Here is a 17,488-nt window from a genome sequence, read left to right as displayed (position 1 = left end):
AGTGAGTTGTTATCGTCTGTAAAATGTAGATAAATTAAATATTCTCGAATAAATAATATTGCTTGTATTTGATTCTAAACTGTAATTTTTTTTAATACATTTCAATAAACGATGTTTAAAATGTACGTTTCATAACATTAAAGGAGTGAGTTAAATATGGTAATTCTATATACAACAGCAAGCTGTGCCTCATGCCGAAAAGCGAAAGCATGGCTTGAAGAGCATCAAATTGATTATATTGAAAAAAACATCGTATCAAATTCTATGACAGTTGATGAGCTTAAATCAATTCTTCGTTTAACTGAAGAGGGGGCTACTGAAATTATTTCAACTAGATCGAAAACTTTTCAGGACTTAAATATAAATATTGAGGAGCTCTCGCTCAATGAATTTTATACATTAATAATTGAGCATCCACTAATGTTACGTCGCCCAATTATGCTGGACGAGAAAAGATTGCAGATTGGTTTTAATGAGGAAGAAATTCGTAAATTTTTACCACGTAGCGTTCGAACGTTTTTGAACATTGAATTGCAAAAATTGGCCAATTAATAAGTAGTATTTTTTAGAAAAAGTTTTTTGAAAGGAGGAAGCAGAAGATGATTGAAGTATGTGTTACAGTTAATTATAATGATAGAAATTATCAAACAAATGTTATTGTGAGTAAAGATACGATTTGGACAAAAATTGAACAGTTGGCAGAAGAACAAGTGAAGAAACAGTGGAGTGTTTAATTTTATTTTCAACTTAAAAAGCTAAATGAAGTTATCAGATATAGGTGGGACCGGATAGAATATAAGAGAATTAATTTTTTATGGCAAGAAGTATTCTATATGTTTTAACGTTCTAACCTATCTGTAATATTTATGGCTACAGTATGTTAATATATGAAAAACAATATTTTGAATCGTAGGAGGAAAATCATGAACAGCGACTTTACCTTGGCCATTCACAGTTTAACTTATTTAGCTTTACAGCCAGACCGGATGTCAACAAGTAATGCTATTTCAGAAAGTGCAGGTGTACATCCAGTACGTATTCGTAAAGTGCTAAGTTTGTTAAAAAAACATAAATTTATACAATCGAAAGAGGGAACTGGTGGAGGTTTTATTTTCGCTCGCGATTTAGATGAAATTAATCTTTGGCATATTTATCAGATAACCTCTGAAGGTGCTTTGCAGCCGAAGTGTCCGGAATCAAACAATCAGTGTGTTGTAGGTTCGAACATGCGAAAAGTTCTTTTCGCTATTTTCTTAGGTGCTGAAGAACATCTAGGTGAATACTTAAAGAATTATACAATGAAAGAAGTTGTTGACCTTATCAATCAAGAGCGTTAAGGGGGCTTAATTATTATATAGCCGTGAGTTCTTAACGCTTAAATGTAATGAAAAATATTACAGTATAATTTGTTTTTATATCTTTTTTATCGTCACAAAAAATATTTATAAGAAGGTGAAACGGTATGATGTCAAATAATAATCATGTTTTAAAAGTAGGAGATTGGGTTCGTGGAATATCAAATGAAGGTGAATTAATAGTTGGTTATATTGTATCACTTGATGATGTGGAGGATATAGTTACAGTTAGTATTGTGAAACGTGACGGCAAGTACACAATAAACGAAGCGATTTTACTCTTTAGTAAACACGTTAACAAACTCCCTGAATCAAAGGTAATAAATAAGGAACAAATCCTTTATCTTATAGATCTTGCATTATTAACAGGGGATGAAGAATGGTTTATCGAGCTTTCTTCAAAATTAAACTCGATAAAAGAGCTAGTTAATGAGGGATTTTAAAATTTAAACTTTTGAGGGTGCACACAATCCGCCTTATGGAGAGGACGCAATTACTTTTCGCATAAAGGGAAACGATGTAAAAACGATTCATTACAAACATAGAGATATTCCTGAAGAAGAGCCGAACAAATTACAATTAAGATGATATTGAATTGATTTGTTTGTGTATTCCTGATAACGATAATTATGTAAATGAGCTGTCCATATGGGGCAGCTTTTTTGTTTTTTGCTCAGTGTAGCTTTTTAAATTGTATATGAATTCAATATTGATAATATATATCCTGAAATTTGGTTTATGTATTTTTGGTTTTTTTCTTTTTACCTACATTAATTATTTATTACAATATCTTTTATGTTTAAAATAAAATTTTTTGATAAAAGTGGATATAAGTGTCTTTATAATAAATCACCTAGAAAGATAATGTATTATTGTATTTTTTTACTAACTAATTCAGCTTTAAGTTATAAAAACAATGGCTACATGCTAACTGTAAAATATTATCTGTATAAAATTATTCCACTTTAATATTTCTGAAAATATAAAAATATTAATTTTATAAATATACACGTTATAATGAGGGCGTCGAGAGAAATTTTATTATCTCTGGAGAAAATATAAAAAATGCGATTCTTAGTAAGAAAGGTGTGTGATTAGAGGCGAAATGTATGTAATGTGCTTCAGTGGCTTGTGTAAGCAATATCATCAGTGCTACCGAAGTTATGAAGGTAATGTATAGAATTGAGAAAGAAATGCCTCGCAAATTAAGAGAGGCCGGTTTAGCTAAAATTACTGTTAAAAGTAAAAAAGAGAAACCATTAAAGTAATACACTGTTATTAGAAATGTTGCAACGTATTTATGAAGTCTATTCTATATTGTTCTCTTAAGGGGTCTTTATATAAAGAGCGGATATTACGAGTAAACTTTTTTGTGAACGCTAACAATTATATTAGGACGCTAATTAGTGAATGTTTCAATTTGGATTCATTATGATGAAGGACATACAATGTGGGGCAACTTGTAAGGAATTCATTTTCCAGAAAGGGAATATTTGTTAGATGCAAAGAGAGATGCAGGAATAGATACAAGGGGGAGTTATTATATGAACGGGAATACTGCAAAGAAAATAGAAGTTCAAGCTGAAAATACCGCACTAAAAAATGAGCAATATGCAGATCCGAAAAAGTGGCATAAGCAGGATACTACATGGGCACTGAGTCTATTTGGAACTGCAATTGGAGCAGGGGTGCTCTTTTTACCGATTAATGCAGGTTCAGGTGGTTTATTATCTTTACTACTAATTACATTACTTGCATATCCAGTTATGTACTACTCACATAGGGCGCTTGCTAAAATGATATACGCTTCTAATTCTGCTGATGAGGGGATCACAGGTACAATTAGAGAGTATTTCGGAAATAAAGCGAGTATCATTTTTAACATCGTATATTTCGGTTCAATTTATACAATCGTGCTAATGTATTCGGTTGCGCTTACAAACACTGCAAGTAGTTTTATCGTGCATCAATTGCACATGCCAGAACCTCCAAGAGCTATTTTATCACTTGTATTAGTTCTTGGTCTTATCGCTATACTGAATTTTGGTCAAGATATTACTGTAAAGGTAATGAGTATGTTAGTGTATCCTTTCATAGTTTCTCTACTTTTTATCGCAATATCTTTAATTCCACAGTGGAATACGTCAATGCTTAGTTTTTCAGCTGTTTCAACTGCTTCAACAGGAACAGGCTATTTTGGGACGATATTGATGATTCTACCAATCATCGTATTCTCATTTAATCATTCACCTATGATTTCATCATTTGTTGTGAAACAGAGAGCTACGTATGGAATCGAAGCCACTGATGCTAAATGTGCGCAAATACAAAAGGTTTGTTATATCATGACATTCGCTGTTGTTATGTTCTTCGTTTGGAGTAGCGCATTGAGCTTGACTCCAGATGATATAAAAATGGCAAAAGAACAAAACTTATCAATTCTTTCATATCTTGCTAATGAGCTTAATTCGCCTGTAATCACTATTGCAGCTCCAATTATTGCTTTTGTGGCTATTACAAAGTCTTTCCTTGGCCATTATATCGGAGCATTTGAAGTAATGCGTGACATGATTATTAAGTTTGGTAAATCACGTGGAAAAGATATTGAAGAAAAAACAATTAAGACAGTAATCCTTACTTTTGTTGTATTATCATGCTGGTTTGTTGCTTATACAAATCCAAGTATTCTTGGACTTATTGATTCTCTAAGCGGTCCTTTAGTTGCTGCTATCTTATGTCTATTACCGATGTATGCGATTCAAAAAGTGCCAGTACTAGCTAAATACAAAGGGAAAATGAGCAACGTATTTGTTATTATTGTAGGTGTACTTACTGTCTTAGCAAGTATTAAGTCATTATTCTAATTCATTATTATTCGTATTAGTGTAAAAATAGTTAACATGAAAAACTTTTTGGACAAACTTCTCACATTGGAGAGTTTGTCCTTTTTTAGTCATTCTATCAACTTGCCGACAAACAGCCACCTTCCAGGCAGAAGGTGGCTTGTTTCGGTATTAATTTATTTTAACTATTCATGTCTGAATGGCCTTTTTGGAGCAATTAGCTCTAAATTAGTACCATCTGGATCGGGGAAGTAGGCAACTCCCCTACCAAATCCAGTTTTCTAGCCGTCTTCTTGAAAGATAATTGGTTCGTCATCTGGGTGCTATCCTATGCCCATCAAGCTAACAAAATGGATTGCTTCTGAAACAAAAAATGATTTTTATTACTATAAAAAACGTAAAGTATCTGTTTTTAGAAAAATTAATTTTTATAAATTGATGGAGATATAACTCAATTCTTTTATATATTTAGTTAAATATGATTGTTAGAATGAACTTAAAGTAATTATGATTTCTAGAAATGCAAACTGATGTTTTGAATTGGTTTAAAGTTGCTGGAACAAAATAAAACCAATTGAGCAAAAAAACTTGCAAAAATAAAAAGAGAGGTGTATATTAATTGATGTATCAATAATTGATATATCAATTAATGTTTTGACAAGAAAGAAAAGGAACATTTTATGAAGGAAATGTTCGTAAATATCAGTGGAGAAGAACGCAAAATACTTATTCATGTTCTATTACAGATGCAAAAAAATGTGGAGAATATTAAAGAATAGAGAGTGTAGGGGGCAGAATAGTGTGGAAATAATCGCAGCTATTTTAGTCGGGATCGTAGCATTAGAACATTTGTTTATCATGATCCTTGAAATGTTTTTTATTGATTCAAAAGTAGCAAAACGTGCTTTCAAATTACCGAAGCATTTAGAAGGAGATCGAAACGTAGCCATTATGTTTGCAAACCAAGGTTTATATAATGGGTTTTTAGCGGCTGGTCTCATTTGGGGACTTGTACTTGGGCTCAATCCAATTGGTTATATGGTCCAATTATTTTTCGTGATTTGTGTGGTGATAGCAGCTATTTTCGGAGGTTTCACATCTAATAAATCAATTATTGTGAAACAAGGACTTCCAGCTGTTTTAGCACTGGTTGCCCTTTTATGTATAATATAGAATCAAATTTTCTCAATAAAAGAAATCATTTTTGAAAAGAATACGCTATTCTTTCTTTAGAATTATAGGAAAGGATGGCGTTTTTTGTATGTTTATTTCTATATGTAGTGAATTATAACTATTCTCTCAAGGGACTCAACTGCTTTTCAGCTTTTGGATATATTTTCATCCATCTTTGTTTCCTCCTATTGTTGGATAGTGTAATAATTGATAAAAATTTTGATGAAATTGGATTATAACGATTGATCAAAAAAGTTAGTGATTAAAAATATTATTCTTTAGTACATACATTTTTAAGATGTTAAATATATTTCATAATAGTCTCTGTAAGATAGGGATAAGTAGAATAGTACTTTTTATAACTTTGAATGTCATTCATAATAGCACCAGTAAGAAGAAAACAAGCTTTACGGTACTACTAGTTACCAAAGATGTTACAGTAGTTTATTTAGAATCAAATTGATTGAAAGGTTGTACTATATGGCCTAATAATTTCGAAAAAATGTCGGTGTGGCATAAAACAATTATGGAGGTTAAAGATATGAGTACTTCAAATTTGAATGAAATAAGTAAACAAATTTTAAAAGAGGAGGAAACACTTCAATTTTCCTCTTTTACAAATGAAGATGCCTTGCAAATAGGTTTATTTATCGTTGAAACAGCGAAGAAAGAGGGGAAATTGATTGCTGTTGATATAACGAAAAATGGTGTGCAATTATTTCATTTCAAGATGACAGGGACAAATGAGGAAAATACGAAATGGATTGAGCGTAAAAAACGAGTCGTTTCCCTACATGATCGTAGCTCGTATTATATGCAGATACAAAGTGAAATAACTGGAATTTCATATAATGAAAAATATCTTTTAGATACTTCGGAATATGCTGCGTTTGGTGGATGCTTTCCTATCAGAATAAAAAACGTAGGGGTTATTGGAATGATAACAGTTTCAGGATTACCACCAGAAGAAGATCATGAATTGGTTATAAGAGCGGTGAAAAATCAGTTGAATCAGTAATGAAAGTATTTTTATACTTTCATATTAGATAATGGAGTATTATAAGCAATTATTAATATGTAAATCCTTATGAGATGTTAATTATTAAATAAGTGACCAGTATGGTTTCTACTACAGTTCGTTAGTAATATTTAGTTAAATTTAAAATGTAAAAAGCCAGGTAATGCATTATTCATGCTACCTGGCTTTTTAACTATCAATTTAAGCTTATTTTCATGTTTGTGTAAATATGAAACAAGCAGGATACATGAATAGAGAATGGGTAAAATAATACCGAATGATGATTAGATTTTATGAATGATGTTATAAGGCTTTTTTTAGGGAAACTGAAGGAAGCAGTGTGTTTAGATTTAGAATGACTGGCAATGGGTGATAGGAAGTTCAATGATTCAAAAATGAACTCATTTAAACGCATATTATCTTTGAGATGTATCCTTTTGAAGAATATTAAAACTTAGGAGGAATGGAATTATGACAAAAGATTTCTATACTGCACTGAAAGAAAGACGTACTTACTATGGAATTAATAAAGAGGTACAAGTATCGGATGAAAAAATTAAAGAAATTGTGGAGTTTGCTGTGAAATATACTCCATCAGCTTTCAATTCTCAAACTGCGCGATTAGTTGTATTATTTGGTGAAGCTCATGATAAATTATGGGATATTACAACTGAAACATTAAGAAAAGTAGTTGGAGATGGAGAATTCTCAGGAACGCAACAAAAAATGGATTCTTTTAAAGCTGGTTATGGAACAGTACTATTCTTTGAAGATGAGGCTATCGTTAAATCGCTTCAAGAAAAATTTGTTGCATATGCTGAAAACTTCCCAATTTGGTCACACCAAGCATCAGGTATGCACCAATTAGTCGTGTGGACAGGTTTAGAAGCAGAGGGATTAGGGGCATCTTTACAACATTATAATCCATTAATTGACGATGAGGTAAAACAAGAATGGAATGTCCCTGCTAATTGGAAACTAATTGCACAAATGCCATTTGGTAATCCAACAGCTGCACCAGGTGAAAAAGAATTCCAACCACTTGAAGAGCGTGTGAAATTTCATAAGTAATATTCGAATGTAATAAAATAGAAATTTAATCAGTGGTGGTCTTACTGTCCGCAAATAGCAGGAGAAGCTAACTGTATTGTAAAAATAAAACTGTTTAGTAATAAAAAAACTTATTCGTTTTTTTATTAATCGAGTATGTATGAATAAAAGATTTTAAAACACTATTTTAATCTGTAAGGTAACAAGGTGATCGTTTTGATCACCTTGCTTTATTTCTTACATTTTATTTATTAAAAAACGCTAGCTTTTCATAAATGCTTGAAAAATTAGCGTTTTAATAATAGGTATCTGTAATTTGACACTTAAAACTATATACGAAAAAGCTTTTATGTTATTCCTCAAGTTCTATCCATTCCTGTGACCATTCTTCTATTCCGCGAATAATAGCTTCTAAAGCAAATCCTTTTTGAGTTAAAGAATATTCTATACGAACTGGTGTCTCAGGAAAGACTTTGCGTTCGACAATTCCTTCTAGTTCTAATTCTTTCAATCTTTCTGAAAGTAATCTTCCGCTAACAGGAAGAGAAGATTCAAGCGTACAAAAGCGCTGAGATCCAGAAAAAAGTTGGTAAATAATTAGTGCTGTCCATCGTTGACTAAAAAATTTCATTCCTTTTTCAAAGCGAGGGCATAATGTAGAATCATTCATTTTCCTTCACCTCCTAAAATAAATTATATAACATCTTACTATTAGTAACAAATGTTTTTATAATTAATTACTTGACGTAAATTAATTACGAATGTATACTCACTTACATAAAGTAACTAAGTTGTTTTATGTAACTAAAACTCTTTTCTTTAAATGGCCAAAGTTGTAATGATACATATTGCATATAAGCTGAGAGAAAAAAGAATAGCATCTGTAAAAACACTTACGTTGTGTAAGTTAAACAATAAAAAATATAACAATGGAAGAGAATTTTAGAGATTCTCTATACTAGGAGGTACCTAATGGTTACAACAGATACAATTCATATGTTAGAAGATAAAATTCAATTTATACATCAAGATGGAAAGGATATTTATTTAGTAGGCCCTATCAAATTGCCAATTAATTTATATGGGGAGACTAAAGTTTTTCAATGGTATTCTTGGTTACAATGTAGTGAGGGTACAAATAGTGTAGAAGGGGTTATTGAAAAACTTTCATCTATTAATTTAGCTGATATGCAGCAATCTAGTGTGCTTGTATATGGTGATTTTGAGAATTCTGAAGATGCCCTAATTCGTATGCATAGTATTTGTCACACCGGTGATATCTTTGGTAGTAAACGTTGTGACTGTGGATTCCAATTAAAGCAGTCTTTACAAATGATTACAGAACATGGTTCAGGCGCATTATTTTACTTAGCGAATCATGAAGGAAGAGGAATTGGCTTGTTTAGTAAAGCTATGACGTACCTCTTGCAAGAAAATGGGTTAGATACAGTAGAAGCTAATCTGAACCTAGGTTTTGAAGATGATGTTCGAAACTATGATGATACAATTGAAGTATTAAAAGCGCTACGCTCAAAACCTGTAAAACTTATTACAAATAATCCGAAAAAATTAGAAGCGTTACAAAAAGCTGGATTAAATGTTACGAGTCGTGAACCGTTATGGGGTGATGTCTCAGAGTTTAATGAGAAATATTTGCAAACGAAGATTCAGCGTTCTGGACATTTTGAAGGGGGACACTTACATGCTTGAGCATGAATTGTATATGAAGCTAGCACTAGAAAATGCCAAGGCTATGAAGGGACAAACGACTCCAAATCCATTGGTTGGATCTGTAATTGTAAATGATAACCGAATTGTAGGGGTCGGAGCACATATGAAGGCTGGAGAACCACATGCTGAAATACATGCGATACGTATGGCGGAAGAACAGGCGCGTGGTGGTACAATCTATGTAACTCTTGAACCTTGTTCTCATCATGGAAGAACAGGGCCTTGTGCAGAAGCAATTGTACAAGCAGGAATTAAGAAGGTAGTAGTTGCTACACTTGATCCAAACCCGCTTGTTTCTGGACGTGGAATTAAAATTCTACAAGATGCAGGTATTGAAGTACTTGTAGGAGTGTGTGAAGAAGAATCTAAAAAGATGAATGAAGTCTTTAATAAATATATTTTGACAAAGCGCCCATTTGTAACGATTAAATCAGGAGTTACATTAGATGGGAAAATTGCTACTTCTTTATCGGATAGTAAGTGGATCACATCTACAGAAGCGAGACAGGAAGTACACCAAATACGAAATGAAAATGCAGCCATTTTAGTAGGAGCAAATACTGTACAAGAGGATAATCCATCATTGACAACGCGTATTCCAAATGGGCGAAATCCAATTCGAGTAATATTGGACTCAACATTACGCATACCAATGGAAGCTAAGGTTATTACAGATGGAGAAGCTCCTACCTGGATATTTACAACAAGTAATCATGCAGCGGAAAAAAAGAAAGCATTAGAAAATGCAGGAGTCAAAGTATTTGTTACTAGCGGAGAAAAGCATATAAACTTATATGAAATGCTTGATGTTTTAGGGGAAAAAGGAGTTTCCTCCCTGCTTATTGAAGGTGGTGGAGAGGTAAATGCTTCGTTTATTGAAAATAAATTAATAGATAAACTGATTTTATATATTGCACCTAAAATGATTGGGGGTAGAATGGCGCCTAGCTTTGTAGAGGGGGCTGGTATTACTAAAATGCAAGATGCAATTGAATTTAAGGATATATCATTTACCCAGGTTGGAAAAGATTATAGATTTATTGGTTACCCAGAATATCAGAAAGGTGAGAAATAAGGAGAATAAAAACTACTTATATTTTCCGATAAATGGATTGCAGAAAGGAGCGATGAAGAGTGAAGTTTGGATTTGATATCGATGATACGTTAATTGATTTAAGGCAGCATGCTTTTCATTTATATAATAAAAAATTAAACAAAAAAGTAGGATTGGATGTATTTCATTCTTTAAAAACAATTGAAATTCATGAAGCATTTGGCATGACTTCGGAGGAAGGTAGTCATATGTGGAATAGTTTGCTGGATGAGATTTATTATACTTCTTGTTCACCGTTTCCATATGCAGTAGAGACATTGCAAGAATTAGAAAGACAGGGACATGAAATATACTATATAACAGCGCGACCTAAAGAGCATGGAGAGCAAACAAAAAAATGGTTAATAGAAAAAGGTTTTCCGGTACATGAAGATCGCTTTTTCTATGGAATGAAGGATGAAGAAAAAATACACTTCATACAAGAAATAAAATTAAACTATTTCTTTGATGATAAGCCGGCAGTCTTAGAAACGTTAATAGGAAAACCGATAAATGTGTATGCAAAAAATACTTCTTACAATCAACATCTCAATATCCCGCGAATTACAAGTTGGACGGAGTTAGGAAATATTATAAAGAAAGAAATGCGAGGATTTAACTGGAAAATCAAATAGAGCCAAGAGCATATTGAGTGTTACAATTTTAGAGGAAAGACATAGGTGTTATGTCTTTCCTTATTTTTTTAATACTATCGTTTTTATTAGTGTGATGTGCTAGAAGTACTTCTAATAGAGAGGAAATAGAAAAATGAGCAATAAGAAAAATATTTTTAAGCTAGTCTTGTATGGAAGTATAATTTATATATCAATGATAGGTTCCCCTGGTGCCACAATATTTGTGGATATTTTGGATGAGAAGTTCAAGATTTAATGGGGTGTGCTCATAATCATGAATTTTTGGATTCTTATTATAAAATACATTATTTAAACTATATATTAGAATGAAAAAAATATGAAATTGGAATTATTAAGAAACAGTAAGGTTGGTACAAAACTAAACATATTAATAACGATATCAAGTATTGCATGTATAGTATTATCCCTAATAGGGTTTTGGGGATTAGAAAGAGGGAAAAGTACTTCCTCTAATATGTATGAGGATAATTTACTACCAATTGAGTGGATTGGGATTGTAGAATCTAATTTTTATCACGTTAATATGAACTTTATGGAAATAATGTTATCAAAAGATGAAAAAAGAATGAACGAATTAATAAGAGAAATGGATGGAATTCGTAAAGAAAATGATCATCTTTTAAAGCAGTTTGAGGCTAAACTTATTTCTACTAAAGAAAAAGAATTATATAACACGTTTCATGAAACATTTAATGAATTAAGGACTCAAATGAAGAAAGCACAAGAATTAGGAAAATCTAATAATGAAGAAGTATATGCATATTACCTAAAAGAGATTGAACCTAATATGCAAAAATCAATAAAATCAATTTGTGAATTGATTTTATATAATAGTAATAATGCAGAGCTTTTACAGAAGGAAAGTAATAATAGTGCTCAAAATACAATGATAATGTTTGTTAGTATTTCGATTTTAGCAATTTTAATAATTATATTAATTGGATATATTATTAAATTAACTATCCGAAAACCACTTGCATTACTACAAAATGATATGGAGAAAGTAGCAGCTGGAGATTTAACAACACGTACTCCTTATAAAGCAAATAATGAATTAGGGCATATTGTTCAGTCTTTTAATAGTATGTTAGATAACCTTCAACAATTAATTGAGAATGTTAAGATGACAACACAAGAGGTTATTTTTCCTACGGAGGGCGTAGTACAAGATACAAATCGAGCGTCTAGTATTTCAAATGAGGTTGTACAGACTGTTCTAGAAGTAAAAACAAAAATAGAAGGACAGGTAACTAGTATTCAGGAGAGCCCATCCTCAATGGAAGAAATTACAACCGGGGTGCAAACTGTAGCTGAATCTTCAGCAGTAGTCGCTGAGGTAGCAGTAACGACTACAGAACGAATAAATATCGGTAGTGAAGTGATAAATCACTCTATTCTTCAAATGAATAGTGTGCATGATGTTGTCGAGGAAACATCAAAAGTAATAAATAAACTTGTTACACGTACACAACAGATTGATACAGCTCTCGCTGCAATTACTAATATTGCCGAACAAACGAACCTTCTTGCCTTAAATGCCGCTATTGAAGTGGCACGTGCTGGAGAGAATGGGAAAGGATTTGCAGTGGTTGCCGCAGAAGTTCGAGACTTGGCTGAGCAATCTAAAGAATCTGCAAAAGAAGTTAATCATTTAATAAAATCGATTCAAAAAGATACCCAAGATACAGTTAATGTCATGCAAAAAGGACAACAAAAGGCAGTAGAAGGAAAAGAAGCTGCTTAAGATTACAGGTCAAATTCAAGAAGTATCCGCAGCGACAGAAGAGATGTCTGCTGGTACAGAAGAAGTAAATGCTTCTCTTTCGCTAGTTTCTGAAACTGCTACGGATGTGAAAAAGGAGACTCTTCAAACAGTAAATTCAATTCAATCACAGGCCGTATCAATTGAACAAATATCAATCCAATCCAACAAAATGAAAGAAAAGGTGGAAGAATTAACGGAATTGGTTTCAAAATTTAATATTACAGAACAAAAAGGATGAGTAAATCATAAAAGTTTACGTATGGCTATTAGCCTAAAAATAATTGATTTTTTACGATTAAAAAGATTTTAGTAATTAATTCAATTACAAGTGTAATAACATGTATAAAAAACATGAAGACTTAAGAGTCTTCGTGTTTTTTTATTGAATAATGTCTGAAAAAATATTGATAATTATACGATATTTTGGAACTTATCACAAAATATTCATATATGCAAAATTACATACGTTTAATGATTGATAATCACGAGTTAATGTAACTATAATAATTACACTGATAAGTAACTTATTGACGACAGTTATAAGTGAAGAAGGAGGGTTTTATTGTATTTTGTATATAAAAAATAGAGAAGGAGATATGTAAATGAAAAGGTTACTTGTTATAGGCATAATGTATACAATGTTTTTCCTCATAGGAAATATACACTTACATGCTGATGAACGGACAAATGTAAAAGAAATTACTAGTTTAGAAGAGCCTACTTGGATATTTCAGGCGGGCATAAGTAAGGGGAAATATCACGATCGACAAGATTTAGGGCTTATTTTGCAGAGAAATACACCACTAAAGGTAAGACAAACGAATCCTAATTTTAAAGACAAATTAACATTACGTTTATTGTCTAATGACTCAAAAAATGAAAAATCCATACAGGTAGGAAATGAATGGGTTACCATTCAAGGTGATACGCCTTTAGTTCCTTTCATAGATACTCCGTATGGTGAAGAGCATGCTGTACTTGAGTACCAAGTAGGGAATGAAAGTGCTACTAAGCCTCTTCCCATTTATAAACAACAAGAAAGTGTATCTCAATTTTTTAGTACATGGGATCAATTTGATGGAGAGTATGCGTTAATTCAAGGGGAGAGTTTTCAATTATTTGTACCTAAAAAAGATAAAGAGTTAGTAAGATCTTTAAAAGATTTTCAATCGTTGGATGAGTTAATTGCGTATTATGAAGATATTTTTGCGATGTATGATTCAATTATTGGTTTAGATGGTTCAGCGTTTGAAAATAAAAAAAGTCAAAATCGTTATTTTTTAAAAGCAGATATATCTGGTGCTGGCGGTGCTTATTATGGCACAAATTGGACAGCGAATAGTTCAGATAGTACAAAAATGTGGTTAGATAAACTGAGTTGGGGAACTTTACATGAAATCGCTCATGGATACCAAGCTGGTTTTGATAATCAAGGAATATTTACAGGAGAAGTTTCTAATAATCTATTTGGTGTTCAATATCAATATAGTAAATACGGCAAAAAAGCAGATCAAGTTGGTTGGTTGTTTAATTTCGGGAAAAAGGAACAGGTAGAACGGAATTTATATAATGCTTTAATGAAAGAAAATAAAAATTATGATGATTTAGATTTACGACAAAAACTTATTCTTTTAACGATGGCGAAACAAAAAGCTGGCGATGAAGCTTTTGCAAAAATGTATCAAGGTTATCGAAAACTAGCTAGCAATGCTGCTTTCAAAAAAGATGACCATTCTTTACCAGATTTGATGAATGAGTATTATAGTGAGAATGGAGGAGTTGATTTTACACCTGTATTTGAAAGATGGGGCTTTAAGCTTAATCATAAACAAATAGAGATGAATAGGGCGAAAGGTTTTCCGGCTGTTACTTCTTTAGCTTATATAGTGCCTGAATCACAATTAGCTAAAGCAAGAGCACTAGTTGATTCTGAGATTCTTATAAACTCTAACTTTGAAATAGTTACAAATCAGCAAATTGCTTCACTTGGGCTAAAAGGGAATTTGCATATCCATTTAAATACAAATGAAATAGATACATTGAAAGGAGGAAAAATTAAATTAAAAGAAGGGAATATAGTTATTCAAGAGAAAACAATCGAAACAACAGATATCAATTTACAAGATGTACCAAATGGGGTTTATACAGTTGAGATTTCAGGTGGAAAAACAGATGTTATGTATCATTTCAGTTCGTATTATGCCTATGTAAAAGAAAAAGATAATAGTCTAACTATTGATGTTAACGAAATGAAAGTGGGCAAGTTGGTAAATCAAACGATCCAATTCCTAGGGTTAGGAGATGACCAATTTGCTGAATTAAATACGGATTTAGAGCAAAAGCGAGCTGTTTTTACGGTTACTACTAAAACGCCTCATAGCTATTATGCAGGTGAAAAATATGCATCGATAGAGGTCTTTAATGAAAAAGGTGAAAAAATTTATACGAAGGAAATGGAAGGAACAAATGTAATAATTGTAAAAGATATCATTCCACTAAAAGAGGGATATAGAATTAAAATCTATCATGATGAAATAAAAAAACGATTAACTAGTAAAGCTACTATTATTAATCCTATGAATAAAACGAATGAATTTATAATAACAAAATGGGGATTGAAAAATACTTCTTTGCAAAATAATCCAGAAGAAAATCTTATACAAAGAATTGATGAAGAAATGGAAGCGATTATAGGTAATCAGTTTTTAAAAGAGATACCAATGCAAAAATTAGAAATGAAAAAGAATGTGTGGATGGCAATAAATATGTTATCAGAACCACAAAAAATAACGTATATGAATAAATATAAAGATAGCTTATATAATGAGTAATTTTTGAGAAATGAATTGAATCTAAAAAAGTAGCAAACCAATCTATTAACCTATATATGTAGAGGTATGTAAAAACGATTGGCTATAGTTAAAATTTTTTATCTATGCTTAAAATTCTAAAATACATTTTTTAAATTTGATAATACGATTATAAAGGAGTAAAAATATGAATAATTTCGTAAAGGTAGGTTTAACTACAGGAGTGGTGTTATCGGCGATTATGCCTTATGGAGGAGTACATGCGGAAACAGAAGATTTAAAAGTGGAAACAAAGGAAGATACGTTCCGAACAGGTAATTTAACAGCACCTTCTCAAAATTCGGCAGAAAATGTAGCAAAGGATGCGCTAAAAGGAAAAACAGAACAAGCATTATCATCAAAGCAAGTTAATACTGAATCCAAAGTTAATTATAATGTTACGCAAAGTCGTAAATCTTATGATGGTACTACATTGGTACGTCTTCAACAAACATATGAAGGACGTGATGTATACGGATATCAATTAACAGCACATATTAATGATGATGGTGTACTTACGAGTGTTTCGGGGGATAGCGCCCAAGATCTACAACAACAGGAAGATTTGAAACAACCTATTACTCTATCAGAAGAAGATGCAAAGAAACAGCTCTTTAACATTTATGGGAATAATCTCACATTTGTTGAAGAACCAGAAATTAAACAAGTAGTATATGTAGATGAAAATACAAGTAAAGCTACAAACGCATATCAAATTACTTTTAGTGCATCTACACCTGAATATGTATCGGGTACAGTATTAATTGATGCTTTTGGTGGTAATCTATTAAAAGAACTCGTTCAAAAATTGGGTATACAAGTAGATAGTAGTATTGTCCAATCTGCGACAGCAAATAAATCACAAGATCCTTCAAAATTAACAGGTACAGGAAAAGATGACTTAGGTATTAATCGTACGTTTGGAATTACGCAGCGAAGTGATGGAACGTACATGCTTGCAGATTATTCTCGTGGTAAGGGAATTGAAACATACACTGCTAATTATAAAGATTATAATAATTATAGAAGAAATGTATGGGGTTATCTCGATGATTTAGTAACAAGTAATTCTACAAATTTTACTGATCCTAAAGCAGTTAGTGCCCATTATTTAGCAACGAAAGTATATGATTTTTATCAAGAAAAATATGGGCGTAACAGCTTTGATAATAACGGACAAAAAGTAATTTCTGTCGTTCATGGCTGGAATACAAATGGTACGAATAAAGGAAATCCTAAGCAGTGGTTTAATGCATTTAGTAATGGAGCTATGCTAGTATACGGAGATCCAATTGTTAGAGCATTTGATGTGGCAGGACATGAATTTACACACGCGGTTACAAGAAATGAGTCTGGACTTGAGTACGCAGGAGAAGCTGGTGCAATTAATGAGGCTCTATCTGATATTTTAGGAGTAGCAGTTGAAAAGTATGCCAATAACGGAAAGTTCAATTGGACAATGGGAGAACAATCAGGTCGTATTTTTAGAGATATGAAAAACCCATCATCTATCTCTTCTAGATATCCGGAGGACTATAGACATTATAATAACTTACCTATTGATGCTGACCACGATCATGGTGGTGTACACACGAACTCTAGCATTATTAATAAAGTAGCTTACTTGATTGCTAGTGGTGGAAACCATAATGGAGTAAACGTACATGGCATTGGAGAAGATAAAATGTTTGATATTTTCTATTATGCAAATACGGATGAATTAAATATGACTTCTGACTTTAAAGAATTAAAAGAAGCTTGTATTCGTGTAGCAACGAACTTATATGGTAAAGATTCATTAGAAGTACAAGCTGTCCAACAAGCCTTTAAAGCAGCTTATATTTAATAGTATTGTGATGAATTATAAACTCTTTTATTTTAATATAGTGATTAATTTGTATGTATAGACAAAAACCTTGTAGAATTTTTCTGCAAGGTTTTTTTGAATGTTATGC

At 32.0% G+C, this 17,488-nt stretch carries 14 protein-coding genes and 3 pseudogenes; 15 read left to right on the top strand and 2 right to left on the bottom strand.

Translation table 11 applies throughout. The features are described 5' to 3' along the window. The first annotated feature begins 156 nt into the window (after positions 1-156). The 6 genes and pseudogenes from spxA (at position 157) to AXW78_RS16040 (ending at position 4,219) form a co-directional block, all read left to right on the top strand. Positions 157-552 (top strand): transcriptional regulator SpxA, encoded by a 396-nt coding sequence (spxA, locus tag AXW78_RS16060; RefSeq protein ID WP_000236190.1) that lies wholly within the window; start codon positions 157-159, stop codon positions 550-552. Positions 553-599: 47 nt separating this feature from the next. Beyond that, positions 600-734, top strand: coding sequence for a BA3454 family stress response protein (locus AXW78_RS16055; protein WP_000573530.1), 135 nt, complete (start codon positions 600-602; stop codon positions 732-734). A gap of 189 nt (positions 735-923) precedes the next feature. Continuing rightward, on the top strand, positions 924-1,337 hold the full coding sequence (saiR, locus tag AXW78_RS16050) for an Rrf2-family transcriptional regulator SaiR (RefSeq protein ID WP_001083465.1): 414 nt from the start codon (positions 924-926) through the stop codon (positions 1,335-1,337). Positions 1,338-1,462: 125 nt separating this feature from the next. Continuing rightward, positions 1,463-1,798 carry an IDEAL domain-containing protein gene (locus AXW78_RS16045; RefSeq protein WP_000987461.1) on the top strand — a complete coding sequence of 112 codons (336 nt, stop codon included), beginning with the start codon at positions 1,463-1,465 and terminating at the stop codon, positions 1,796-1,798. Positions 1,799-1,805: 7 nt separating this feature from the next. Next, positions 1,806-1,943 (top strand): annotated as a pseudogene (locus tag AXW78_RS32525) (DUF3888 domain-containing protein); the annotation flags it as partial. Between the two features lie 956 nt (positions 1,944-2,899). Beyond that, positions 2,900-4,219: an aromatic amino acid transport family protein gene (locus tag AXW78_RS16040; RefSeq protein ID WP_001014169.1), complete on the top strand. Its 1,320-nt coding sequence runs from the start codon at positions 2,900-2,902 to the stop codon at positions 4,217-4,219. Between the two features lie 164 nt (positions 4,220-4,383). Here AXW78_RS16040 and AXW78_RS35735 read toward each other — a convergent pair. After that, positions 4,384-4,518 (bottom strand): annotated as a pseudogene (locus AXW78_RS35735) (VOC family protein); the annotation flags it as partial. 481 nt (positions 4,519-4,999) lie between these two features. On the opposite strand from AXW78_RS35735, the gene AXW78_RS16035 reads away from it, so the two are divergent. From AXW78_RS16035 to AXW78_RS16025, 3 genes are all read left to right on the top strand, one after another. Further along, positions 5,000-5,371, top strand: coding sequence for a DUF1304 domain-containing protein (locus AXW78_RS16035; RefSeq protein ID WP_000402471.1), 372 nt, complete (start codon positions 5,000-5,002; stop codon positions 5,369-5,371). Positions 5,372-5,873: 502 nt separating this feature from the next. Next, entirely contained in the window at positions 5,874-6,389 is a 516-nt protein-coding gene (locus AXW78_RS16030; RefSeq protein WP_116777641.1) for a heme-degrading domain-containing protein, read from the top strand. Positions 6,390-6,860: 471 nt separating this feature from the next. Continuing rightward, the gene (locus tag AXW78_RS16025) at positions 6,861-7,460 is read left to right on the top strand and encodes a nitroreductase family protein (RefSeq protein ID WP_000158943.1); all 600 of its coding nucleotides are present in this window, start codon (positions 6,861-6,863) and stop codon (positions 7,458-7,460) included. A gap of 331 nt (positions 7,461-7,791) precedes the next feature. Here AXW78_RS16025 and AXW78_RS16020 read toward each other — a convergent pair whose 3' ends face one another. Then, a complete protein-coding gene (locus AXW78_RS16020; RefSeq protein ID WP_001000104.1) occupies positions 7,792-8,109 on the bottom strand; it encodes a winged helix-turn-helix transcriptional regulator in 318 nt (105 codons plus the stop codon). A 302-nt stretch (positions 8,110-8,411) separates the two neighbouring features. Here AXW78_RS16020 and AXW78_RS16015 point away from each other — a divergent pair, with 302 nt between their 5' ends. The 6 genes and pseudogenes from AXW78_RS16015 (at position 8,412) to AXW78_RS15985 (ending at position 17,379) form a co-directional block, all read left to right on the top strand. Continuing rightward, positions 8,412-9,149, top strand: a complete 738-nt coding sequence (locus AXW78_RS16015; protein ID WP_000258861.1) for a GTP cyclohydrolase II — start codon at positions 8,412-8,414, stop codon at positions 9,147-9,149. Continuing rightward, complete coding sequence (gene ribD, locus AXW78_RS16010) at positions 9,142-10,245, top strand: bifunctional diaminohydroxyphosphoribosylaminopyrimidine deaminase/5-amino-6-(5-phosphoribosylamino)uracil reductase RibD (protein WP_000889424.1); 1,104 nt, start codon at positions 9,142-9,144, stop codon at positions 10,243-10,245. The genes AXW78_RS16015 and ribD overlap by 8 nt, the downstream gene beginning before the upstream one ends. A gap of 59 nt (positions 10,246-10,304) precedes the next feature. Next, positions 10,305-10,898, top strand: a complete 594-nt coding sequence (locus tag AXW78_RS16005) for a 5' nucleotidase, NT5C type (RefSeq protein WP_000668228.1) — start codon at positions 10,305-10,307, stop codon at positions 10,896-10,898. Between the two features lie 343 nt (positions 10,899-11,241). Beyond that, positions 11,242-12,922: pseudogene (locus AXW78_RS16000) on the top strand (methyl-accepting chemotaxis protein). A 364-nt stretch (positions 12,923-13,286) separates the two neighbouring features. Next, positions 13,287-15,515, top strand: a complete 2,229-nt coding sequence (locus AXW78_RS15990; protein WP_000826240.1) for a putative mucin/carbohydrate-binding domain-containing protein — start codon at positions 13,287-13,289, stop codon at positions 15,513-15,515. A gap of 166 nt (positions 15,516-15,681) precedes the next feature. Next, on the top strand, positions 15,682-17,379 hold the full coding sequence (locus AXW78_RS15985; protein ID WP_001058950.1) for a M4 family metallopeptidase: 1,698 nt from the start codon (positions 15,682-15,684) through the stop codon (positions 17,377-17,379). The last annotated feature ends 109 nt before the right edge of the window (positions 17,380-17,488 follow it).

The sequence above is a fragment of the Bacillus thuringiensis genome (genome assembly GCF_001595725.1).
Taxonomy (GTDB): Bacteria; Bacillota; Bacilli; order Bacillales; family Bacillaceae_G; genus Bacillus_A; species Bacillus_A thuringiensis_K.
The sequence above is the reverse complement of the archived record's forward strand: the minus strand, read 5'-3'. Positions and strand labels throughout refer to the sequence as shown.

What these genes read in the sequence shown, in the direction of transcription:
- AXW78_RS16025 (WP_000158943.1), top strand. Translation starts at nt 6,861, where the DNA reads ATGACAAAAGATTTCTATACTGCACTGAAAGAAAGACGTACTTACTAT.
- AXW78_RS16040 (WP_001014169.1), top strand. Translation starts at nt 2,900, where the DNA reads ATGAACGGGAATACTGCAAAGAAAATAGAAGTTCAAGCTGAAAATACC.
- AXW78_RS16015 (WP_000258861.1), top strand. Translation starts at nt 8,412, where the DNA reads ATGGTTACAACAGATACAATTCATATGTTAGAAGATAAAATTCAATTT.
- AXW78_RS15985 (WP_001058950.1), top strand. Translation starts at nt 15,682, where the DNA reads ATGAATAATTTCGTAAAGGTAGGTTTAACTACAGGAGTGGTGTTATCG.
- AXW78_RS16030 (WP_116777641.1), top strand. Translation starts at nt 5,874, where the DNA reads ATGTCGGTGTGGCATAAAACAATTATGGAGGTTAAAGATATGAGTACT.
- AXW78_RS16045 (WP_000987461.1), top strand. Translation starts at nt 1,463, where the DNA reads ATGATGTCAAATAATAATCATGTTTTAAAAGTAGGAGATTGGGTTCGT.
- saiR (WP_001083465.1), top strand. Translation starts at nt 924, where the DNA reads ATGAACAGCGACTTTACCTTGGCCATTCACAGTTTAACTTATTTAGCT.
- spxA (WP_000236190.1), top strand. Translation starts at nt 157, where the DNA reads ATGGTAATTCTATATACAACAGCAAGCTGTGCCTCATGCCGAAAAGCG.
- ribD (WP_000889424.1), top strand. Translation starts at nt 9,142, where the DNA reads ATGCTTGAGCATGAATTGTATATGAAGCTAGCACTAGAAAATGCCAAG.
- AXW78_RS16055 (WP_000573530.1), top strand. Translation starts at nt 600, where the DNA reads ATGATTGAAGTATGTGTTACAGTTAATTATAATGATAGAAATTATCAA.
- AXW78_RS16020 (WP_001000104.1), bottom strand. Translation starts at nt 8,109, where the DNA reads ATGAATGATTCTACATTATGCCCTCGCTTTGAAAAAGGAATGAAATTT.
- AXW78_RS15990 (WP_000826240.1), top strand. Translation starts at nt 13,287, where the DNA reads ATGAAAAGGTTACTTGTTATAGGCATAATGTATACAATGTTTTTCCTC.